The sequence below is a fragment of the Pontivivens nitratireducens genome, assembly GCF_014235845.1.
GTDB lineage: Bacteria > Pseudomonadota > Alphaproteobacteria > Rhodobacterales > Rhodobacteraceae > Pontivivens > Pontivivens nitratireducens.
The window spans coordinates 19,119-39,848 of sequence record NZ_JACJUQ010000011.1; the positions used below are offsets into that span (position 1 = coordinate 19,119).

The following is a 20,730-nucleotide window of genomic DNA, read 5'->3' on the forward strand; positions in this document are numbered from 1 at the left end:
CACTCCAAACCTGAATTCAGACCCGGAGTGTTCCCATGGCCGCTTACCAGTACGTTTATCACATGGACGGCGTGTCCAAATCCTATCCCGGCGGCAAGAAGCTGTTCGAGAACATCCGCCTGTCCTTCCTGCCCGGTGTCAAGATCGGCGTCGTGGGCACCAACGGCTCGGGCAAGTCCACCCTGATGAAGATCATGGCCGGCATGGACAAGGACTTCACCGGTGAGGCATGGGCCGCCGAGGGGGCGAAGGTCGGCTATCTTCCGCAGGAACCCAAGCTGGACGACAGCCTGAACGTGCGCGAAAATGTCATGCTGGGCGTGGCGGAGAAGAAGGCGATCCTCGACCGCTACAACGAGCTTGCCATGAACTATTCCGAAGAAACGATGGACGAGATGACGGCCCTTCAGGACCAGATCGACGCTGCGAACCTCTGGGATCTCGACAGCCAGATCGACGTCGCGATGGAGGCTCTGCGCTGCCCGCCCGACGAGGCCTCGGTCGATACGCTCTCGGGCGGTGAGGCCCGCCGCGTCGCCCTGTGCAAGCTGCTGCTCGAAGCGCCCGACATGCTGCTGCTCGATGAGCCGACGAACCACCTGGACGCGGAAACCATCGCCTGGCTGCAACAGCACCTGATGGACTACAAGGGCACGATCCTGATCGTCACCCACGACCGCTATTTCCTCGACGACATCACCTCCTGGATTCTGGAGCTGGATCGCGGCCGCGGCATTCCCTACGAGGGCAACTATTCCGCGTGGCTGGAGCAGAAGGCCAAGCGGCTGGAGCAGGAAGCGCGTGAGGACAATTCCCGCCAGAAGACGCTGGAGCGTGAGCTGGAATGGATGCGCCAGTCGCCCAAGGCCCGTCAGGCCAAGCAAAAGGCCCGCATCAACTCCTACAACGAACTGGCCAACAAGTCCGAGCGTGACAAGGTCGGCCGCGCCCAGATCGTCATCCCCAACGGTCCCCGCCTCGGCGCGAAGGTGATCGAGGTCGCGGACCTCAAGAAATCCTACGGCGACCGCACCCTGATCGAGGGGCTGAGCTTCTCGCTGCCGCCGGGTGGCATCGTCGGCGTGATCGGTCCCAACGGCGCGGGTAAATCGACCCTGTTCCGCATGTTGACCGGGCAGGAACAGCCGGATGAGGGCACGGTGGAATACGGCGATACCGTCAAGCTCAGCTATGTGGACCAGTCGCGCGACGCGCTCGATGGCGACGCGACCGTCTGGCATGAAATCTCCGACGGGCTGGACATCATGAAGCTGGGCGACGCGGAGATGAACTCCCGCGCTTACGTAGGCGCTTTCAACTTCAAGGGCGGCGACCAGCAAAAGAAGATCGCCATGCTCTCAGGCGGGGAGCGGAACCGCGTCCACATGGCCAAACTGCTCAAGGAAGCGGGCAACGTCCTGCTGCTCGATGAGCCGACCAACGATCTGGACGTGGAGACCCTGCGTGCGCTGGAGGATGCCCTCGTGGACTTCGCCGGGTGCGCCGTCGTCATCTCCCACGACCGCTTCTTCCTCGACCGTCTGTGTACGCATATTCTAGCGTTCGAGGGCGAAGCCCATGTCGAATGGTTCGAAGGTAACTTCGAGGACTACGAGGAAGACAAGAAGCGCCGTCTGGGTGCCGATGCCTTGGAGCCGAAGCGGATGAAGCACAAAAAGTTTGTCCGCTGATACGCGGAACATTCCGACAGTCCCAAATGACGTTGCCCGTCTACATGGTACCGCAAGTGCCGCGCCATACAGACGGGCCGTTACAGCGTCGGGCTTGGTTGTGTTACACTCTTGAGCAGTTGCAAAAATAGGGAATGTCCGACGGTTCGCCCAAGTTCATGCAAATTAAACGTGAAATATTGCTAGCATGTCCCAGTTGCATCCGAGGAATCGTGTAGCGCCAGACAGGAACGCAATTATGTCACTCACCTCCACGACCGATCCCGACCGGAGGCTGGCGACCGGCACAGCTGGCTTGGACAATGTTCTGAATGGCGGGATCACGCCGCGTCGCCTGTATCTGGTCGAGGGGACGCCCGGATCGGGCAAGACGACCCTGGCTTTGCAATTCCTGATGGAGGGGCGCTCGCAGGGCGAAACCGGTTTGTATATCACCCTGTCCGAAACCGTGAACGAGCTTAGCGCAGTCGCCCGATCGCATGACTGGACCCTCGACGGGATCGAACTGTTCGAAATCATCGCCGAGGATGAATTCGCCACTGCGAACGAGCAGTCCCTGTTGCATCCCAGTGAGGTGGAACTGGGGGAGACGGTGCGTGGAATCATCGAATTGGTCGAGAGGCTCGACCCCGCCCGCGTCGTGCTCGACAGCCTGTCCGAACTGCGCCTTCTGGCGCAAAACCCCTTGCGGTATCGCCGTCAGATCCTGGCGCTGAAACACTTTTTCGCCCGTCGTAACTGCACCGTTCTGATGCTGGATGATCGCACCGCGGAACCCGGCGATCTGCAACTTCATTCGATCGCGCATGGTGTTATTTCGCTCGAACATCTCGCCACCGATTTCGGGTCCGAGCGCCGCCGGCTGCGGGTCATCAAGATGCGCGGTCTTAAATATCGCGGGGGCTATCACGATTTCACCATCGAAACGGGGGGCATCTGTGTCTATCCCCGGCTGATCGCGGCACATCACCATCGGGAATTTCCCACCGAACCGGTCACCACAGGTCTGGTGGAGCTGGATGCCCTGCTGGGCGACGGTCTGTTTCCTGGCACCAATGCACTGCTGACGGGGCCGGCGGGGATCGGAAAGACGACGACGGCTGTGCAGTGCATGATGGCGGCGTTGAAGCGGGGGCAGAGGGCCGCTTACTTCCTGTTCGACGAACGCCTGTCCACCCTCATGATCCGATCCAGGGCCCTGTCGATGGATCTGCAGCCCTATATCGACAACGGTCTTCTTCAAATTCGCCAGATTGATCCCGCCGAATTGTCACCGGGGGAGTTTGCCAGCGCCGTGCGCGAATCGGTTGAGGGTGACGGGGCAAGCGTCGTCGTGATTGACAGCCTCAACGCATATCTGCACGCGATGCCGAGCGATAATTTCCTCGTTCTTCAGATGCACGAATTGCTCAGCTATCTTTCGCAACAAGGCGTCGTGGCGCTTATGATCCTGGGCCAGCATGGGGTGACGGGCGATCTGCGAACAGACCTCGACATCAGCTATCTGGCCGATACCGTCATGATGCTGCGTTTCTTCGAGGCCGGGGGCGAGGTTCGCAAATCCATCGCCGTTATCAAGACCCGAACATCGGATCATGAACGCAGCATACGCGAATTCACGATCACCCCGAACGGGATCGGGATAGGTGAGCCTATCCGCAGCTTTACCGGCATCCTGTCCGGATCGCCCGTCTACACTCGTGAACTGGGCAATCTGCTTTCGGAGGAGGGCAGCAAGAAGTGAGCACGTCATCCGATCACCTCGATGGCGGGGGGGATACCTCGGCGGATGTTTCGACGTCGGTCGCTGTGCTCGCACCCAAGGGGCGCGACGCGTCGGTCGCTGTTCAGGTGTTTGCCAAGGCCGGTATTCCATCGCAATCCGTACCGAATTTGCAGGCGCTGGCCGACCTGATCGAAAGACAGATCGGGGCGATCCTGATCACGGAGGAAGCCCTGAGCGGCCCCGGCGCGGACGCAGTGGCACAGGCTATCGCTTCGCAACCGTCCTGGTCGGACGTGCCGTTCATTGTTCTGGCGAACGGCACCATCGCCCGCCGAAGCGATCACGCCGCAAGCAAGATGGACGTGCTTCGGAATGCCGTCCTGCTGTCGCGCCCGCTGCATGCCGAGGAACTGACCCGCGCCATCCGATCTGCCCTGACGGCCAGATGCCGGCAATACACCGCGCGCGATCAGATGGAGGAGTTGCAGCTTCGTGAACGTCAGTTGTACGAGAGTGAGGCGAAATTCCATGCCATCGCCAATTCCGTGGACCAGATGATCTGGTCCACTCTGCCGGATGGGTTCCACGATTATTACAATGATCGCTGGTACGCCTTTACCGGCGTTCCCCCCGGATCGACGGACGGGGCAGGATGGAACGGAATGTTCCACCCCGATGATCAGGAGCGCGCGTGGCAGCGATGGGACCGGTCCCTGAAAACGGGCGAACCGTATGAGATCGAATACCGCTTGCGTCACAGATCGGGCGAATACCGCTGGGTGCTGGGCCGCGCGCAGCCTGTCCGGGACAAGGACGGTACGATCATGCGTTGGTACGGCACCTGTACCGATATACATGAGATCAAGATGGCTGAGGAACAGCGCCAACTCATGCTGGGTGAGATGAATCACCGGGTAAAGAACACCCTCGCTATGGTTAACGTCATGGTCTCCCAGACCTTGCGCCGGGCCGACAGCCTGGAGGACGCGCAGCTTTCTATTCAGTCGCGGATCGGGATGATGGCGCAGGCGCATGACCAATTGATCAACGCAACCTGGACGGAGACCCATATCCGCGAGGTCATTGACGCCGCTCTGGCGCCCCATCGCACGGGTGAAAAACGATTCGAGATCGAGGGGCCGGATATTCCCATCGGGTCCAAACAGGCACTGGGATTGACCATGGCGCTGCATGAGCTTTCCACGAATGCCAGCAAATACGGGGCCTTGTCAGTGCAGCAGGGAAAGGTGTGCGTCACATGGAGCGTTGAATCGCACAACGATGACAACACATTTCGGTTCCATTGGGTTGAGCGTGATGGCCCCACGGTCGCCCCGCCGTTGCGTCGTGGCTTCGGCAGCCGCATGATCGAACAGGCCCTCGCCGGATATTTTAACGGACGGGCGGAACTGTTATATGACCCTGCGGGTTTGAGTTTTGACCTCACAGCACCGTTGACTGGTTTGACGCTGCAATAATGCGAGCCAGAAGTTAACGATATGAGTGCCGAATGACCGTGAATACCCGCAAGCCTCCTGCCGTTCTCATCGTTGAGGACGAGCCGCTGATCCGTATGGACGCCATTGATATTGTCGAGGATGCGGGGTTCCGAACCTATGAGGCTGCCTCCGCCGATGCCGCTTTGCTGGTGATGGAGCGTGTCGATGACATTGCGATCCTGTTCACGGATGTCGATATGCCCGGTTCCATGAACGGGTTGGAGCTTGCAGCCCATGTAAGGAACACCCGACCCTCGGTGAAGATCCTTATCACATCGGGAATTTTCAATGTGGATCAGTCATCCCTGCCGAATGGGGCGGTGGTGATACAAAAGCCATATGCAATGGGCCATGTGACCCGAAAATTACAGGAAATCGCCGCCGAACTCGACGCGCCTTGCGATCAGGACTGATTTACGGAGCTGCTCGGACAGGGCCGCCGACCCTGCCACCGGCCCTGCGCCTTCTCAGCTGAAGCGATTGACCGGCAGCTTCAAATAGACGTTTCCGTCAGTTTCCGCCGGGGGGAGCCGCCCGCCCCGCAGGTTCACCTGCAACGCCGCGAGGATGCGGTTCGGTAGCGGAACGATCCTTTGGCGATCTTGCTCAGGCCTGCCGCCTGCCGCAACCGACCATGTCACAACAGCTAAAGCGTTTGAGGGAGGCCTGGCTGGTCACTGGCCGCCGGGAGGGGCAGACGATCTTCTACGCCATCAAGGGCCGTGAAGTAGCGGCCGTGCTGAAGACGCTTCACAGTTTGTACTGCGCTCGCTAGGGCGCATCGCCCTTCGCGGGAATTGCAGCGCCACGATGCCTTGCATAATGTGCGACGCATCTGGTTCACCTTCTTTCCAACGTATCGGGGCCTTTTCCATTCCTGTCAGTTCGCAAATTCGTAAGGAGGATAAGGGCGCACCGGCCTTGCGTCTGCTGGGGGCGCGGGCCCTGTTCGATCTGCACCCCGAACCTGCCGAAATCTCCATCGTGGGGGGGCGGATCGCGGCCAGTGGCGGGCGGGATGTGGACCTGTCGGGGTGCCTGCTGCTGCCGGGGATCGTCGATCTGCACGGCGATGCCTTCGACAGGCACGTCGCGCCCCGGCGGGGTATGGTCCGCACTCCGGCCGACGGGCTGCCGATGTTGTCGTCCGAGCTGGCGGCATGCGGCATCACCACAGCCTATCTGGCGCAGTTCTGGAGTTGGGAGGGCGGAATGCGCAGCCCCGACTTCGCAAAGGCATTGGCGGATGCGCTGGCCGATTGGCGCGGCGACGTTGATCTGCGTATGCAGTTGCGGGTTGAAACGCACATGATTGCGGATTTCAACGCGATCGCGCGATTTGTGCGCAAGGCGGGTATCGACTACGTCGTGTTCAACGATCACCTGCCCCACGCGGCCCTGGCCCGCGAAGCCCTGCCGCAGCGTCTGACCGGCGCGGCGTTGCGGGCAAAGCGGTCGCCTGAGGCGCATCTGCGCCTCATCCGCACATTGGCCGCGAACGCGCCGCAAGTCCCGGTGGCGCTGGCCCGTCTGATCGCGGAGTTGCCGCCGATCCGGCTGGGCTCGCATGACGATACAAGCGCCACGGTCCGGGAAACCTACGCTGGCATGGGGGTCGCCATAGCGGAATTTCCCCTCGTGCCTGAGGCGGCGCATGGGGCCGAGCATGGAGCTGTGATCCTTGGTGCGCCGAATGTGGTTCGGGGGCGGTCGCACGGGCGCGGGCCTTCGGCCATTGACCTGATCGGGCAGGGGAAATGTACCGCGCTGACCTCTGACTATCACTATCCCGCCCCCCTGCAGGCGGTGCACAGACTGGTGGCCGGGGGGATGGCGCTGGGCCAGGCATGGTCGTATGTTTCCGCGAACCCGGCCCGATTGATGGGGCTGTCGGATCGGGGCAAGATCGCGATCGGGGCGCGGGCGGACCTTGTCGTGCTCAACGCGGACAACCTGTCACTGATGGCGACGTTCGCAGCGGGCCGTCCGGTCTGGATGCAGCCGGACATGGCGACAAGGCTGCTGCGGTGAGGCTGGTTCGTGCAAGGCGATCTGCGAAAGGGTCGGGGCTGGTATCCATTCACGCAGTTCGGATCGCAGCGCGGATCGCGGTCTTCCTGACCACGGTCGGCTTGGTGTGGGGCGTGGCGCAATCGCACCCATGGCTGACCCCCTATGTGGAGCGTTCGGCCCGGGATGTCGCCCTTATCCTCGACGCGGCGACGGCGCGAAACCTCAACGCGGGCTGGGTGGATGCGCAGCTTCGTCTGGCCGTCACGGCGCGGGATCGCGACCGGGTCGCCCTGATTGTCGGACTGGCCGAGCGATATGACGTGCCGCTGGACCCGGCGTTGAAGGCGCAGGCGGATCAGGTGGGTGAGATCTCCGTCGCGCAACGCGTGATCGTGTGCGGCGCGTGCGCCTACGATCTGAACAGTTGCCCCGGTCTGGCCGATGTCGTTTCGTGCAATCTGCCTGTGGAGCTGACCCCGTTGGGGGACGTGAACGCCCTGCGGCGCGGGGCCGTCGATTGGTGGCAGGATCAGCCCGTGGACCGGTTCGACGTGGCGCTTGCATCGGTCGGGCTGGCGGCGACGGGTCTGGCCGTGGCCAGCGGGGGGACCAGCGTCACGGTAAAGATCGGCGCATCTGTCCTGCGGGTCGGTCACAGATTGGGTCGTGTGAACGCCCGCCTGTTGCACGCGGTGTCGCAAGGTGCGGACAGCGCGGCGGGGCTGCGCGGCTTGCGCGTCATGGCGGGCGATCTGGCAGATGTGCGACAGCACACGTCGCTGGCCGATACGGTGGCATTGTTGGCGCATGTGGACGATGTAGGCGACGCCGTCCGTCTGGCTCGCGTCGCGGAGGCCGCCGGTCCCGCCACGCGCGGGCATTTCGAGGTTCTGGGCAAGGGCCGGGTCTTTCGCGCGCTGGTCAGGCTCAGCCGGCCGATGATCGCGCTCGGCGTCCTGATTCTGGCGCTGCTGACACAGATTTCTGGGATCATCGCCAGTCTGCTGGTCCATCATTTGACCCGACACAGGCGGTTGCGCGGTGCAAGGCGATAGGTCATCCTCACCGACGCGCCTGTGCCGCGCGATTGAGAGGGAGGCTCTACAATGCGCAAATTCCTGGTGGTTCTGGACGAAAGCCCCGAGTGCATCAACGCCATTCGCTTCGCCGCGTTGCGGGCGTGCAGCACGACCGGCGGGGTGCAAATCCTGTCGGTGATCCAGCCCGAAGTCTTTCAGCACTGGGTCGGGGTCGGTGATCTGATGCGGGCCGAGGCACGACAGGTGATCGAGGAGAAATTCGCCTTCTTCGCGGAAAAGATGCGCCAGAACGAGGGGATCGATCCCGAACTGGTCATCCGTGAGGGGGAAACTGCGAAGGAAGTCCTCGCCCAGATCAAGGAGGACCGTGAAATCGGCGTTTTGGTTCTGGCGGCGGGCACGCATGGCGACGGGCCCGGCCCGCTGGTCACGCAGCTTGCGGGACGGATGGCCGGCGACATGCCCGTGCCCGTGACGGTGGTGCCGGGGGGGATGACACTGGAGCAGATTCGTTCGGTTTGTTGAATAGCAGACCTGGCCTATCGACTTTCGAAGCTATTACGTGCCCTCAGGCAGAGTTGCTTGGGGCATCTGCAATATCGTGGATGGGGCGACAGGACGGGGAACCGCCACGCCAACTTGGAATCATTCCAGATATATCTTGAACATTTCGCTCAGGATGGGCATTTTGAAAAGTAACCAAGGAGTACCCCCATGTTCATCCAGACCGAAGCAACGCCGAACCCCGCGACCCTGAAGTTCCTGCCCGGTCAGGCAGTCATGTCAGCCGGCACCGCCGATTTTCCCAGCGTCGAGGCCGCCGAGGCGTCCCCCCTCGCCATGCGCATCTTCGCCGTGGAGGGTGTGGCCGGTGTGTTCTTCGGCCCGGATTTCGTGACGGTCACCAAAACGGATGCGGTCATGTGGGATCACATCAAGCCTGCCATCCTGGGTGCCGTGATGGAGCATTTCCAATCCGGCGCCCCAGTGATGAGCACTGATGCCGGCACTGTCGATCATGCTGAACATTCCGGTGAGGATGAGGAAATCGTCACCCAGATCAAATCCCTGCTGGACACCCGCGTTCGCCCGGCCGTGGCCCAGGATGGCGGTGACATCACATTTCACGGCTTCGACCGTGGCGTGGTCTATCTGCACATGCAGGGCGCGTGTGCGGGATGCCCCTCCTCCACCATGACCCTGAAGCACGGGATCGAGAATCTGCTGCGCCATTACATCCCCGAAGTGACCGAGGTTCGTCCTGTCGGGGTCTGACCTGCGCATCCTCGCCTTCGACACATCGGCCGCGCATTGCGCGGTCGCTCTGTTCGCGGGGGGGCGGATGCTTGCCCAACAGCGTGAGGAGATGGACCGCGGACAGGCGGATCGTCTGATGCCGATGCTCAGGTCCGTCGGTGAAGGTTTCGACGTCGATGCGCTGGCCGTATGCACCGGACCGGGCAACTTTACGGGCATCCGCATCGCTGTCGCCGCCGCACGGGGGCTGGCGATGGCAATGTCCATTCCGGCGGTCGGTGTCAGCGTGCTCGAAAGCCTCGCACCGCGCGAAGGGGAGGCTCTGGTCCTCGCCGATGCGCGTCAGGGGCGGCTCTATACGCAACTGTACCGGGACGGGCAGGCGGTGCGCGACCCGGACATGATGCTGATGGAAGAAATCGCGCAGGCCGCACCGCAAAACTGGCACATCGTCGGTCATAGAGCGGAGGAGGTCGCGCAGGCGCTTGCCGCGCCGAGCTGGGACGATACTGCCCATGCCGACCTGTCCAGCATGGCCCGCATTGCACAGGCGCGCGTGGCGGCAGGCGACGTGACACGCCCGTCACCGCTTTACCTGCGGCCCGCCGATGCTGCGATCTCCAGCGAGGCACCGCCGGTTCTGCTGCCATGACGGCGCAACGGCTCGCGGCGCTTCATGCACGCTGTTTCAGTGACGGCCCGCGACCGTGGAGCGTGGCGGAATTCACGGATTTTCTGGCCTCCGATCTGGATCACGTCCTGCTTGATCCTGATGCGCTGGGCGTGGTCAGGGTGGTCGGGGATGAGGCTGAGTTGCTGACGATCTGCGTCGATCCCGGCGCGCAGAGCGCGGGGCGCGGGCGCGCGATGCTGAACCGCCTGATCGCAGAGGCGCAGGCGCACGGTGCGACAGCGATGTTTCTGGAGGTCGCTGCGGACAATACCGCTGCCCTTGCCCTCTATAACGCCGCAGGTTTCGTCCAGACAGGGCGACGGGTGGGATATTATCGCCGTGACGGGGGCGTTGTGGACGCGCTGGTAATGGTGCGCGCCTTACCCTTTCAACAAGGCTGACACGCGGATTCATCCTGCGCAAATTGCGGGTGAAGAACCTGCGTGATTTGAATCTCCTGCTCTATGACTTGCGAAGGGTGGGGAAGATTTGACCGTCATGGGCACGGCCCGAGGTGGACCGGTTCTAGCTTACGCGCGACGGATTGTGGTGCGGCAGACCCTCTGCGGCCTTGACCAGGACCCGCCCGCGCGCCAAGTCGGATACATGACACAAAACCTCTCCGACCTGACCCACGCCCTGATCGACGCCGCCAGATCGGCGGGTGCCGATGCCGCTGACGCTGTCGCGATTTCCGATGACAGCCTTTCGATCGAGGTGCTCAAGGGTGCCCTGGAACATGCGGAACGGTCCGAGGGGACCGAAATCGGCCTGCGCGTCATGATCGGGCAGAAACAGGCGAGCGTCTCAGGCTCCGATACGCGGCCTGAGATGATTGCCACATTGGCGGCGCGCGCTGTTGCAATGGCGCGCATCGCTCCGGACGACCCTTGGTGCGGGCTGGCCGATGCGGACATGCTGTCGGATGTGCGGGATGCCGGTACGCTCGACCTGATCGACGACAGCCAGCCCGATCCGCAGGAGTTGGAACGCTGGGCGCTGGAGGTTGAGGCCGCGGCACTGCAGGTCAGTGGCGTCATGCAGACGCAGGCCTCGGGCGCGGGCTGGTCGCGGCGTCAGATGCATCTGGCGGCGACCAATGGGTTCAGCGGCGGCTATGGCCGCACCGGCTGGTCCGTCTCCTCCGTCGCGATCTCGGGCGAGGGGCTGGGGATGGAGCGTGATTACTACGCCGACAGCCGCACCCATTCGGATGAGTTGATCAGCCCGGCGGAAATCGGGCGCTTGGCGGGTGAGCGGGCCGTGATGCGCTCAGGTGCCAGCAAACCGCCCACGGGCCGGTACCCTGTGCTCTATGATGAGCGGATCAGCTCCGGCCTGATCGGACATCTGGTGCAGGCGTCGAACGGTGCCAGCATAGCGCGTGGTTCAAGCTGGCTGAACGATGCGCTGGGCAAGCAGGTTCTGCCCGATGGCATTGACCTGATCGAGGATCCACACCGCGCCCGCGCAGCAGGCTCCCGTCCCTTCGACGGCGAAGGCCTGCGTACAAGGCGCCGTGCTCTGGTCGAGGATGGCCGCCTGACAGGCTGGACGCTGGACCTGTCCACGGCGCGGCAACTGGGCATGACATCCACTGCGAACGCGGCGCGGGGAACGGGCGGTGCGCCATCGCCCGCAGTAGGCAACCTGACGCTGACCCAAGGCGACAGAACGCGCGAGGATATGCTGGCCGATATGGGAACCGGCTTGCTGATTACCTCGCTGATCGGATCGTCGATCAATCCCACCACCGGCGATTATTCGCGCGGCGCATCGGGTTTCTGGGTCGAGAACGGCCAGATCGTGCGCCCCGTCAACGAATGCACGGTCGCGGGAAATCTGCGTGACATGTTGATGAGCATCGTCCCCGGCAACGACGCCCGTCCGCATTTGAGCAGGGTTGTCCCCAGCCTGCTGGTCGAGGGGTTGACCATTGCCGGAGCATGAAGCCGACCGCACTCTGTTGATCGAGGCTGCCCGCGATGCGGCGCAGGTCGCGCTGCGCCATTTCGGAGCCTCGCCGCAGGTTTGGCAGAAAAGCGGCGGCCAAGGCCCCGTTTCTGCCGCCGATCTGGAAGTGGACCAGTTGCTGCGCGAAGGCCTGATGACCGCGCGCCCCGATTACGGCTGGCTGTCAGAGGAAACCGCCGACGCGCCCGACCGGTTGCGCCGCAAACGCTGCTTCGTGGTCGATCCCATCGACGGGACGGTCAGTTTCCTCAAGGGCAAGCCGGGCTGGGCGATCTCTCTCGCTGTGGTGGAAAACGGCACGCCGGTTGCGGCGGTCGTGGCAATGCCCGTAACCGGCCATGTTTACAGCGCAACACGGGGGCGTGGGGCGATCTGGAACGAACAGCCGATGACGCTGACTCGGGCCGCGAACCTGCCGCGCATCTCGATCCCTAAGAACCAGTTGGCAGCCGAATTCTGGCCCGCGGGCCCTGCCCAGATCACTCCGGTGCATGGCGGGGCGCTGGCCCTGCGCCTGACCCGTCTGGCCGAGGGGGATGTGGACGGCACGGTCACATTTCGGCCCGTGTGGGAATGGGACATCGCGGCGGGCGCCCTGATCGCGGCGGAGGCAGGGGCGCGGGTATCGGACCGGGCCGGCCTGGACCTGAGCTTCAATTCGCCCAGCGCGCAGTTGAATGGACTGATCGCCGCGGCACCTGACCTGCATGCCGATCTGATGACGCGCACGGCGCGAACTTGACCTTCGACGCGCCGTGGCTACGGTGCGGGCAACTTCAATCCCGGTAGTGGAGAGACCTATGACACAGCGCTTGCACCTGGTATTTGGCGGCGAACTGATCGATACGCAAAGGACGACGTTCGCGGACGTGTCCAAGATCGACGTCGTGGGCATCTATCCCGATTACAAGAGCGCCTACAGCGCATGGAAAGACGCCGCTCACCGCACGGTGGATGAGGCCCAGACCCGCTATTTCATCGCCCATCTGCACCGCCTGCGGGATGAGGAAATCGCCGCCTCGCCTACCGAAGAACTGGACTGAAGCGGCCGCGATGCGGGTTCTGGCATGGCTGATGTATTACTATCTGCGGCTGGTCTGGTTCACCGCGCGGGTGCAGGTTTCGGGTAACACGGACCTGCGGGCGCAGGCTTTGCAAGGGCGTGCGCGGTTCGTCTATGCCCTGTGGCATGGGCGGCTAACCGGTGTGACCTATGATGCGTTACAAGGGGCCACCATTACCGGCATAGCGTCACGATCCGGCGACGGTGAATTCGCGACCCGGTTCCTTGAACTTTTCGGATTTCGCCTGATCCGTGGGTCCAGCGCCAATCCCAACAAACCGACCAAGCAGAAGGGCGGGGCGGCAGCACTCGTCGCTGCGTTGCGGTTCCTGCGCCAGACCGATAACGGAATTCTCGCTCTGACGCCGGACGGGCCGAAGGGACCCCGGGGGGTCTGCCAGCACGGCGTGGCCGCAATCGCGGTCCGAACCGGTGCCCCGGTCGTGCCCGTGGCCTGGTCATCGAAATACACGTTGACGTTCAACAGTTGGGACCGGGCGCTGATCCCGTTGCCCTTCAGCCGTATCCATCTGATCTGGGGGCAGGCGCTGACCCCACCGGCCAACATGGCGGACCGCACCGCGATCGAGGCGTTTCGCGGCGAGGTCGAACGCGCGCTGCTTGACGTGACGCTGGAAGCCGACCGAAATGCCGGACGTGCGGAACCGTTCTGTCAGGGTGAGGCGACGTGATGCCATCGCTGGGTCTGGGTGCATATGATGTCTTCGCGCGCTTGGGTGAGCGTATGGGCCAGCGTGCGCTGGACAAGCGTATGGCGCAGGGCAAGGAAGACCCCGAACGTGTGGGCGAGCGGATGGGCTATACCGAGATGGCCCGTCCCGACGGTCCGCTGGTCTGGTTCCATGCGGCCTCCGTCGGGGAATCGCTGTCCGTCCTCGATCTGATCCGGCGGATCGAGCGGCGCTGGCCGGAGCTGCATGTTCTGGTGACGACGGGAACCGTCACCTCGGCGCAACTGATGGTCAGCCGCTTGCCCGAGGGTGCGATCCATCAATTCTATCCGCTGGATTTCCGGGCCAGCGTGACGCGCTTCCTCGACCACTGGAAGCCCGATCTGGTCCTGTGGACGGAGAGCGAGTTCTGGCCGACCATGCTGGATCAGGTGAAACGACGGGGCACCCCGTTGATCCTTCTGAACGCCCGGATATCGGAAAAATCCGCGAAGGTCTGGCGCTGGGCGCCATCTGCGGGAAAACAAATCGTTCGCAAGTTCGATATGATCATGACGCAGGATCAGGCCACACGGGACCGGCTGCTGCGCATGGGGGCCTTGCCCGATTGCGTCGAGGTGACAGGCTCACTGAAGGACAGTGCCGCGCCGTTGCCGCATGATGAGACGCAGCGCAAACGCTTGAGCGCGCGGCTGGGCGCCACGCTGGTCTGGTGTGCCGCTTCGACCCATCCGGGTGAGGAGGCCGTCGTCGCGCAGGCGCATCGGCTGGCGCGACGTGGCGCGCCCAATCTGGCCTTGATCCTGGTGCCGCGCCATCCCGACCGGGGGCCGCAGATTGCATCGGATCTGGCGGATGATGGCTGGCGCGTCGGTCTGCGCAGCGCGGGGGACGAGATCGGGGAAAACGTCGAGATCTACGTGGCGGACACACTCGGCGAACTGGGCCTGTGGTATCGCCTGTGCCCGGTCTCGCTGGTCGGCGGTTCCCTCGTGCCGATCGGAGGGCACAATCCGTTCGAGCCGGCGGCCCTCGGCTCCGCTATCGTGCATGGTCCACATATCTCGAACTTCGCCGAGGCTTACCGGCAACTGCACAGCGCCGGTGCCGCGGTGGAGGTTCAGGGTGCCGTCGATCTGGCAGCCGCGATTTCCGATCTGCTTCGCCCTGACCGGGCGGCAGTCATGGCGACCGCCGCGTGGGATCTTTCCTCCGCCGGGGCGGGCACGCTGGACCGGGTGCTGTCCTTGCTGACGCCTGTCGTGACAGCCGCGGTGCAGCGGTGAAGGCGCCGCATTTCTGGTACGCCCGCCCGGGCTGGCAGGCACTGGCGCTGCGACCGCTCGAAGCTCTCTGGCGCGTCGGTGCCAAACGCAGACAGGCGCGCGGGCGGGGGGAGGCCGTTGGTGTTCCGGTGATCTGCGTCGGCAATCTGACCGTCGGTGGCACGGGCAAAAGCCCGACAGTCATCGCCCTGATCGAACGGTTGCAGGCCCGCAATCTGACGCCGCACATCCTCAGCCGAGGTTATGGCGGCACGCAGACCGGGCCGATCCGTGTCACGCAGGACATGACGGCGGATGAGGTAGGCGACGAGCCGCTGATGCTCGACGCGTTCGCGCCCGTCTGGGTCGCACGCGACAGGGTGGCCGGCGCGCGAGCCGCCTGTGCTGCGGGGGCGGATGCGCTGATCCTGGATGACGGATTTCAGGACCCTGCGCTGATCAAGGACATCTCGATCCTGGTGGTGGACACCCAAACCGGATTCGGGAATGGCCGGGTTCTGCCGGCAGGCCCGTTGCGCGAACCGGTGGCACAGGGTCTGTCGCGGGCGGATGTGATGCTGGCTATAGGCGGTGGCACCCCACCTGACAGCCGGGGCGTGCCCATCGCGAGAGGAGAAATCCTGCCCTTGCAGACAGGAATGCCCTGGCAGGGAATGCGGGTCATCGCCTTTGCCGGGATCGGGCGGCCTGAAAAGGTCTTCGCGACATTGAGTGAACTGGGTGTCGATTTGATCGCCAGCCACGCCTTCGGTGATCACGAGCCGTATTCCAAGACGGTTCTGAACCGTCTCCTTCATGAGGCGCAGGGTGAAAATGCGCGTCTGGTCACGACGGAGAAGGACATTGCCCGTCTGCCGGACTGGTTTCGCCCCCACGTGATGCCGCTGCCGGTGCGGTTGAGTCTGACGGACGCCAAGGCAGTGGATGACGCGCTGGACGCTCTTTTCTCTTGATAAAGGTATAGACGGCGAGGATTTCCCCCGCCGTCAAACGTGATATTCTCACTGAACATAGCTGTGGAAAACCGAACCGAAGTTGGTGCGGTCGGTTGTTTCAGGGTGCTTTCAAAACGCGTGGTCCGATGCCGCACGTCTTGTCTGCGCCATCACCCTGCCGTGGGCAGGTCCGCAATCAGTGCGTCCAGATCACCATTACGACGGTCGAGCATGGAGGCGATGGCCGACCGCTCCGTTGTCAGCATGCTGACACCCTCCGCCACAATGTCGATCAGAAGCGGCTGCCCGGAGCGATCGGAAAACTGCCATTGCACGATGAATGGGCTCGAACCGGGCCGCGTGACCGTGCTTTCAACGACGATGCCGCGATTGCCCAGATCGTTCGCGCTACCGATGGTGATTTCACCACCCTCATAGCCACTGAACTGCGATCCGTACTTGTTGGCCATATACTCCGCAAACGCGGTGGTGAAGGCCTCCTGCTGCGCGGGGGTCGCGCTGCGCCATGCGACGCCCAGAACGTATCGACCGATCGCGGAGGTGTCGGCATAGCGATCCATCGTCTGACGGAACGCTGCCTGTTTTTGCGCCAGCGACATATCGCTGTTCACGTAACCTTCGACCTCGTCAGCGATGGTGTTCGTCAGCGCGGTCGCCTCCTGCGGGGTCAGCGCCTGAGCGCTGATCGGCAGGGTTGCCATAGCAGCGGCAAGCATGGTCGCGCGGGCAGATTTCAAAATGAACATGGTAAACTGTACTCTCCGAACTGAATTATTCAGCATATATGTCTACGAACCCGTCGTCTCCACTATCGGTTCCATTCACGAATGCGCGACGATTCTGGATGTAGGCGGTTTTCGCGGCGGAGTAGCTGTCCTCAGACTCGTAGAGGATACCGTCGAGCACGGGCCCCAGATCGTCGCGCGTATCAATGGCATCCACGACGCCCGAGGTGATCAGAACCTCCTCGGCGGTATCGCTCTCGCTCCACGTGAAGGGGTTCAGGACGAAATCCACCACGGTTCCCGTCGCGTCACGCGCGGTGCTGGGCCCAAAGATCGGAAGTTCGACATACGGCCCCTCGGCCACGCCGTACCCTGCCAGCGTCTGTCCGAAATCGGCGGGATGACGCGGGATCCCAGCCTCGCCGGCAATGTCGAGCAGGCCGCCAAATCCCAGCGTCGTGTTCATCAGGAACCGGCCCAGATTGTCGCCCAGTGCGACAGTGTCACCCTGCAACGTATTGTTGATGATGTCGCCCGGCAGCGCCAGATTGCCGATGAAATTCTCGACAGTCCGCTCCACCGGTTCGGGCAGTACGGCGCCATAGACCTGCGAGGCGGGACGCAGGACCACCGTATCGACCCCTTTGTTGAACGCATGAATCCCGCGGTTCGCAGGCTCCAGCGGATCCGCGATCAGGGAGGTCTGGTCGGTGGTATCGCCGGTGCAGGCCGACATCACGAAAAGGGCGGAAAAAACGACGGCGGGCAGGGCAGATTTCATCACTGGGCTCTCATTCACTCGGAAACAGGTCGGGTACGATATGCGGTTTACAGTATCAGATATCGTGCACATCAAGATCGCCAATCGTTGGACCTGCCGAAAAGCGGTGCTATAGCCATTTTCAACAAGACAAACGACCGGCTGCACGAATTGGTCATATTTTAGTGTCAGCACGGTATATGACGATCAGTACAGGTAGGTGAACATGGCGGCAAGAGGCCCCGCACCCGGACGTGAAGAGCTGCGCGCGACGCTTCGCAAGAGCCGTAGCCTGTTCCGGGTCGTATTGCTGTTCAGTGTGTTCGCGAACATCCTGGTTCTGACGGGGCCGCTGTTCATGTTGCAGGTCTACGACCGTGTGCTGTCCAGCCGGTCCGAGGCGACACTGGTGGCGCTGTTCGCGCTGGTTGCCGTGCTCTACGCTATCATGGGTGTGCTGGATTATGCCCGGGGGCGCATTCTGGGCCGTGTCGGCGCGCGGTTTCAAAGCATGCTGGACCGCCGCGTCTTCGACGCGTTGCTGCGGCGCTCGGTCGATCCGAATTTCCGCAATCGACCCGCCACGGGGCTGCGCGATCTGGAATCCATCCAGCGGCTGCTGTCTTCTCCCGCGTTGTTCGCGTTCTACGATCTGCCGTGGACACCGCTGTTTCTGTTCGCGATCTTCATCTTCCACCCCCTGCTGGGCTGGCTGGCGGTTGCCGGCGGGCTGGTGCTGATCGTGGCGACCGTGCTGAATCAGGTTCTGTCCAAGGCGCCGCAGCGTGAGAGCATGCAGGCCTCGGCCACGGCCGAATCCTTCGCTGAATCCGTGCGCCGCGATGCGGAGGTCGTGCAGAGCCTCGGGATGCGCGATGCCGTTCTGGGCCGCTGGCGGCAACAGCGTGACATGGCGCTGGACACGTCCATCCGAGCGGCGGATGTATCCGGCACGTTCTCGACCTTTTCCAAGACGTGGCGTTTCTTCCTGCAATCGGGGATGCTTGCACTCGCGGCATATCTCGTCCTTCAGGGGGAGCTTAGCCCCGGTGCCATGATCGCGGGGTCGGTGCTGCTGGGCCGCGCATTGGCCCCGGTCGAGCAGGCGATCGCGCAATGGTCGCTGGTTCAACGCGCCCGGCAAGGCTGGGTATCGCTGACCCAACTGCTCGAGGCGACGCCGGAGGAAGAGGAAAAGACCGAACTGCCGCGTCCGCGCGCCATGCTCGACGTGGCTGGCCTGACGGTCATCCCGCCGGGGGAAAAGATTCCCACGCTCAAGGCGGTGTCGTTCCGCGTCGGTCCGGGTATGGCCCTTGGGGTGATCGGGCAGAGCGCATCGGGCAAATCCACGCTGGCCCGCGCCATTACCGGCATCTGGCCCGCCTTTCAGGGCAAGGTCCGCCTGGACGGCGCAGCGTTGGAGCAGTTTTCGAGCGAAACACTTGGCCAACATATCGGCTATCTTCCGCAGGACGTGTCGCTGTTCGACGCCAGTGTCGCTGACAACATCGCCCGCCTGTCCGCCAATCCCGACCCCGCCCAGATCGTCGAGGCGGCCAAGAAGGCCGGCGCGCATGAGATGATCCTGAAATTGCCCGACGGCTACGACACCCGGATCCAGTCCGGCGGCAGTCGCCTGTCGGGCGGTCAGCGCCAACGGCTGGGCCTGGCCCGCGCGCTGTATGGCGCGCCGGTCCTGCTGGTGCTGGATGAGCCGAACGCGAATCTGGACAGCGAGGGCTCGAATGCGCTCAATTCCGCCATTGAGGGCATGAAGGCGGCGGGGGGCAGCGTCATCATCATGGCGCACCGCCCGGCCGCTATCACGCAATGCGAACTGTTGATGGTGATGGAGAACGGCAGCGTGAAGGACTTCGGCAAACGCGACGATGTGCTGCGCAACAACGTCAAGAATTACGAACAGGTCGCGGGCAAGCCCACCCCTGCGAAACGTGTCGCCCAGGCCCAGCCATCCCAGCCGCCCAAGGTTGCGCTGTCGCCGCAATCATCCGCCCGGATCGGTCAGATCGCGCCGGTAAAACCCTCAGGGACGGAGCAGGGAACATGAGCCAGCCCGAGAAGTGGAGCGCCGTTCGTCCGATCATGCTAGGGGTGCTCGCCCTTCTGTTCCTCGTCGGCGGGGTCTTTACGTGGTCTATCGCCACCACCATTGCGGGCGCGGTCATCGCATCGGGGCAGTTGGAGGTCGAATCGAACCGGCAGATCATACAGCACCCCGAGGGGGGCGTGGTCGGCGTGATTTATGCGAATGACGGTGACATGGTCGAAGCGGGGGAAATCCTGATCCGTCTGGACGATACCATGCTGCGCTCCGAACTGGCCATTATCGAGAGCCAGTATTACGAACTGATCGCCCGTCGCGGACGCCTGCGGGCGGAGAGCGAGGATTTGCCCGCGATCCGCTTTGATGAGGACTTGCTGGAAATTGCGCAACAGAACGAGGAGATCGCTGAACTGGTCGGCGGCCAGATCCGCCTGTTCGAAGCGCGCATCGCCTCCAACGCGCAGCAGATCAGCCAGCTTCGCGAACGTCAGATCCAGATCGAGGAGTTGATCGAGGGGCGCAATGTGCAGCTTGCCGCGCTCAACGAACAGCTCGGCCTGATCTCGGAGGAGCTGATCGACCAGCAATCCCTGCTGGATCGCGGGCTGGCACAGGCCAGCCGCGTGCTTTCCCTGCGGCGTGAGGACGCGTCGCTGCGCGGGCAGGTCGGTGAACTCGTCGCCTCGGTCGCGGAAAGCCGGGGCCGCATCGCAGAGCTGGAGATCGAGATCATCCGGCTTCAAACCACCCGGCAGGAGGAGGCCATCACCACCCTGCGCGACATGCAATATCGTGAGAACGAACTGCGTGAGCGGCGCCTGTCCGCCATCGAAACGCTGTCGCGCCTCGAAATTCGCGCGCCCGTCTCCGGCATCGTCTATGGTTCCACTGTCCATGCGGTGCGGTCGGTCATCCGGCCCGCCGATCCGGTGATGTTCATCGTGCCGCAGGACAGCCCGCTGGTCATCACCAGCAGGATCGAGACGATCAATATCGATCAGGTCGTCGTGGGGCAGGAGGCCGTCCTGCGCTTCGCCGCTTTCGACCAGCGTACCACGCCCGAACTTTACGGTGTCGTCACCCGCATTTCCGCGGATGTGCTGACAGATGAGGTGTCGGGCATGAACTATTACGAGGCGCAGATCCTGCCCTATGATGGTGAGATCGACAAGCTTCAGGGGCTGGAACTGGTCCCCGGCATGCCGGTCGATGCCTTCATCCAGACGGGGGAGCGCAGCCCGCTGACCTTCCTGACCAAACCTCTTACCGATTATTTCACCAAGGCGTTTCGCGAAACCTGAGCGTGC

Annotated in this window: 21 protein-coding genes and 1 pseudogene; 19 read left to right on the plus strand and 3 right to left on the minus strand. The window is 63.1% G+C overall.

The window, feature by feature from the left end; all coding sequences use genetic code 11:
• Positions 1-35 precede the first annotated feature (35 nt).
• The 4 genes from ettA (at position 36) to H1S03_RS12455 (ending at position 5,329) form a co-directional block, all read left to right on the plus strand.
• The gene (gene ettA, locus H1S03_RS12440; protein ID WP_185804746.1) at positions 36-1,691 is read left to right on the plus strand and encodes an energy-dependent translational throttle protein EttA; all 1,656 of its coding nucleotides are present in this window, start codon (positions 36-38) and stop codon (positions 1,689-1,691) included.
• 238 nt (positions 1,692-1,929) lie between these two features.
• Entirely contained in the window at positions 1,930-3,435 is a 1,506-nt protein-coding gene (locus tag H1S03_RS12445; protein ID WP_185804747.1) for an ATPase domain-containing protein, read from the plus strand.
• Positions 3,432-4,895: a PAS domain-containing protein gene (locus tag H1S03_RS12450; protein ID WP_185804748.1), complete on the plus strand. Its 1,464-nt coding sequence runs from the start codon at positions 3,432-3,434 to the stop codon at positions 4,893-4,895. The genes H1S03_RS12445 and H1S03_RS12450 overlap by 4 nt, the downstream gene beginning before the upstream one ends.
• 32 nt (positions 4,896-4,927) lie before the next feature.
• On the plus strand, positions 4,928-5,329 hold the full coding sequence (locus tag H1S03_RS12455; RefSeq protein ID WP_185804749.1) for a response regulator: 402 nt from the start codon (positions 4,928-4,930) through the stop codon (positions 5,327-5,329).
• Between the two features lie 54 nt (positions 5,330-5,383).
• On the opposite strand, the pseudogene H1S03_RS17495 reads toward H1S03_RS12455, so the two are convergent.
• A pseudogene (locus tag H1S03_RS17495) lies at positions 5,384-5,500 on the minus strand (MBL fold metallo-hydrolase); the annotation flags it as partial.
• A 35-nt stretch (positions 5,501-5,535) separates the two neighbouring features.
• Between H1S03_RS17495 and H1S03_RS12460 the strand changes: the two are divergent.
• From H1S03_RS12460 to lpxK, 13 genes are all read left to right on the plus strand, one after another.
• Positions 5,536-5,691 carry an ArsR/SmtB family transcription factor gene (locus H1S03_RS12460; protein ID WP_185804839.1) on the plus strand — a complete coding sequence of 52 codons (156 nt, stop codon included), beginning with the start codon at positions 5,536-5,538 and terminating at the stop codon, positions 5,689-5,691.
• A gap of 146 nt (positions 5,692-5,837) precedes the next feature.
• The gene (locus H1S03_RS12465) at positions 5,838-6,947 is read left to right on the plus strand and encodes an alpha-D-ribose 1-methylphosphonate 5-triphosphate diphosphatase (RefSeq protein ID WP_185804750.1); all 1,110 of its coding nucleotides are present in this window, start codon (positions 5,838-5,840) and stop codon (positions 6,945-6,947) included.
• Positions 6,944-7,984 carry a hypothetical protein gene (locus tag H1S03_RS12470; RefSeq protein WP_185804751.1) on the plus strand — a complete coding sequence of 347 codons (1,041 nt, stop codon included), beginning with the start codon at positions 6,944-6,946 and terminating at the stop codon, positions 7,982-7,984. Before H1S03_RS12465 ends, H1S03_RS12470 begins: the two co-directional genes overlap by 4 nt.
• 51 nt (positions 7,985-8,035) lie before the next feature.
• Positions 8,036-8,494, plus strand: a complete 459-nt coding sequence (locus tag H1S03_RS12475) for a universal stress protein (RefSeq protein WP_166187402.1) — start codon at positions 8,036-8,038, stop codon at positions 8,492-8,494.
• 189 nt (positions 8,495-8,683) lie between these two features.
• Complete coding sequence (locus H1S03_RS12480) at positions 8,684-9,244, plus strand: NifU family protein (protein ID WP_166187399.1); 561 nt, start codon at positions 8,684-8,686, stop codon at positions 9,242-9,244.
• A 7-nt stretch (positions 9,245-9,251) separates the two neighbouring features.
• Complete coding sequence (gene tsaB, locus H1S03_RS12485; protein WP_347339230.1) at positions 9,252-9,878, plus strand: tRNA (adenosine(37)-N6)-threonylcarbamoyltransferase complex dimerization subunit type 1 TsaB; 627 nt, start codon at positions 9,252-9,254, stop codon at positions 9,876-9,878.
• Complete coding sequence (locus H1S03_RS12490) at positions 9,875-10,300, plus strand: GNAT family N-acetyltransferase (protein ID WP_185804752.1); 426 nt, start codon at positions 9,875-9,877, stop codon at positions 10,298-10,300. The genes tsaB and H1S03_RS12490 overlap by 4 nt, the downstream gene beginning before the upstream one ends.
• 205 nt (positions 10,301-10,505) lie before the next feature.
• A complete protein-coding gene (locus H1S03_RS12495; protein WP_185804753.1) occupies positions 10,506-11,849 on the plus strand; it encodes a TldD/PmbA family protein in 1,344 nt (447 codons plus the stop codon).
• The gene (locus H1S03_RS12500; protein ID WP_185804754.1) at positions 11,836-12,615 is read left to right on the plus strand and encodes a 3'(2'),5'-bisphosphate nucleotidase CysQ; all 780 of its coding nucleotides are present in this window, start codon (positions 11,836-11,838) and stop codon (positions 12,613-12,615) included. The genes H1S03_RS12495 and H1S03_RS12500 overlap by 14 nt, the downstream gene beginning before the upstream one ends.
• Before the next feature lie 58 nt (positions 12,616-12,673).
• Positions 12,674-12,916 carry a DUF4170 domain-containing protein gene (locus H1S03_RS12505; RefSeq protein ID WP_185804755.1) on the plus strand — a complete coding sequence of 81 codons (243 nt, stop codon included), beginning with the start codon at positions 12,674-12,676 and terminating at the stop codon, positions 12,914-12,916.
• Positions 12,917-12,926: 10 nt separating this feature from the next.
• Positions 12,927-13,628, plus strand: coding sequence for a lysophospholipid acyltransferase family protein (locus H1S03_RS12510; RefSeq protein ID WP_185804756.1), 702 nt, complete (start codon positions 12,927-12,929; stop codon positions 13,626-13,628).
• Positions 13,628-14,914, plus strand: coding sequence for a 3-deoxy-D-manno-octulosonic acid transferase (locus H1S03_RS12515; RefSeq protein ID WP_185804841.1), 1,287 nt, complete (start codon positions 13,628-13,630; stop codon positions 14,912-14,914). The genes H1S03_RS12510 and H1S03_RS12515 overlap by 1 nt, the downstream gene beginning before the upstream one ends.
• Positions 14,911-15,867: a tetraacyldisaccharide 4'-kinase gene (lpxK, locus tag H1S03_RS12520; RefSeq protein WP_185804757.1), complete on the plus strand. Its 957-nt coding sequence runs from the start codon at positions 14,911-14,913 to the stop codon at positions 15,865-15,867. The genes H1S03_RS12515 and lpxK overlap by 4 nt, the downstream gene beginning before the upstream one ends.
• A gap of 152 nt (positions 15,868-16,019) precedes the next feature.
• Here lpxK and H1S03_RS12525 read toward each other — a convergent pair whose 3' ends face one another.
• Together H1S03_RS12525 and H1S03_RS12530 are read right to left on the minus strand one after the other, a co-directional pair.
• Positions 16,020-16,616, minus strand: coding sequence for an MlaC/ttg2D family ABC transporter substrate-binding protein (locus H1S03_RS12525; RefSeq protein WP_185804758.1), 597 nt, complete (start codon positions 16,614-16,616; stop codon positions 16,020-16,022).
• A 25-nt stretch (positions 16,617-16,641) separates the two neighbouring features.
• Positions 16,642-17,376, minus strand: a complete 735-nt coding sequence (locus H1S03_RS12530; protein WP_185804759.1) for an MlaA family lipoprotein — start codon at positions 17,374-17,376, stop codon at positions 16,642-16,644.
• Between the two features lie 205 nt (positions 17,377-17,581).
• Between H1S03_RS12530 and H1S03_RS12535 the strand changes: the two genes are divergently transcribed.
• Entirely contained in the window at positions 17,582-19,426 is a 1,845-nt protein-coding gene (locus H1S03_RS12535) for a type I secretion system permease/ATPase (protein ID WP_185804760.1), read from the plus strand.
• Positions 19,423-20,724: an HlyD family type I secretion periplasmic adaptor subunit gene (locus H1S03_RS12540; protein ID WP_185804761.1), complete on the plus strand. Its 1,302-nt coding sequence runs from the start codon at positions 19,423-19,425 to the stop codon at positions 20,722-20,724. Before H1S03_RS12535 ends, H1S03_RS12540 begins: the two co-directional genes overlap by 4 nt.
• The last annotated feature ends 6 nt before the right edge of the window (positions 20,725-20,730 follow it).

What these genes read in the sequence shown, in the direction of transcription:
- H1S03_RS12455 (WP_185804749.1), top strand. Translation starts at nt 4,928, where the DNA reads ATGACCGTGAATACCCGCAAGCCTCCTGCCGTTCTCATCGTTGAGGAC.
- H1S03_RS12510 (WP_185804756.1), top strand. Translation starts at nt 12,927, where the DNA reads ATGCGGGTTCTGGCATGGCTGATGTATTACTATCTGCGGCTGGTCTGG.
- H1S03_RS12445 (WP_185804747.1), top strand. Translation starts at nt 1,930, where the DNA reads ATGTCACTCACCTCCACGACCGATCCCGACCGGAGGCTGGCGACCGGC.
- H1S03_RS12505 (WP_185804755.1), top strand. Translation starts at nt 12,674, where the DNA reads ATGACACAGCGCTTGCACCTGGTATTTGGCGGCGAACTGATCGATACG.
- H1S03_RS12540 (WP_185804761.1), top strand. Translation starts at nt 19,423, where the DNA reads ATGAGCCAGCCCGAGAAGTGGAGCGCCGTTCGTCCGATCATGCTAGGG.
- H1S03_RS12525 (WP_185804758.1), bottom strand. Translation starts at nt 16,616, where the DNA reads ATGTTCATTTTGAAATCTGCCCGCGCGACCATGCTTGCCGCTGCTATG.
- H1S03_RS12490 (WP_185804752.1), top strand. Translation starts at nt 9,875, where the DNA reads ATGACGGCGCAACGGCTCGCGGCGCTTCATGCACGCTGTTTCAGTGAC.
- ettA (WP_185804746.1), top strand. Translation starts at nt 36, where the DNA reads ATGGCCGCTTACCAGTACGTTTATCACATGGACGGCGTGTCCAAATCC.
- H1S03_RS12475 (WP_166187402.1), top strand. Translation starts at nt 8,036, where the DNA reads ATGCGCAAATTCCTGGTGGTTCTGGACGAAAGCCCCGAGTGCATCAAC.
- H1S03_RS12480 (WP_166187399.1), top strand. Translation starts at nt 8,684, where the DNA reads ATGTTCATCCAGACCGAAGCAACGCCGAACCCCGCGACCCTGAAGTTC.
- H1S03_RS12515 (WP_185804841.1), top strand. Translation starts at nt 13,628, where the DNA reads ATGCCATCGCTGGGTCTGGGTGCATATGATGTCTTCGCGCGCTTGGGT.
- H1S03_RS12530 (WP_185804759.1), bottom strand. Translation starts at nt 17,376, where the DNA reads ATGAAATCTGCCCTGCCCGCCGTCGTTTTTTCCGCCCTTTTCGTGATG.
- H1S03_RS12535 (WP_185804760.1), top strand. Translation starts at nt 17,582, where the DNA reads ATGGCGGCAAGAGGCCCCGCACCCGGACGTGAAGAGCTGCGCGCGACG.
- H1S03_RS12495 (WP_185804753.1), top strand. Translation starts at nt 10,506, where the DNA reads ATGACACAAAACCTCTCCGACCTGACCCACGCCCTGATCGACGCCGCC.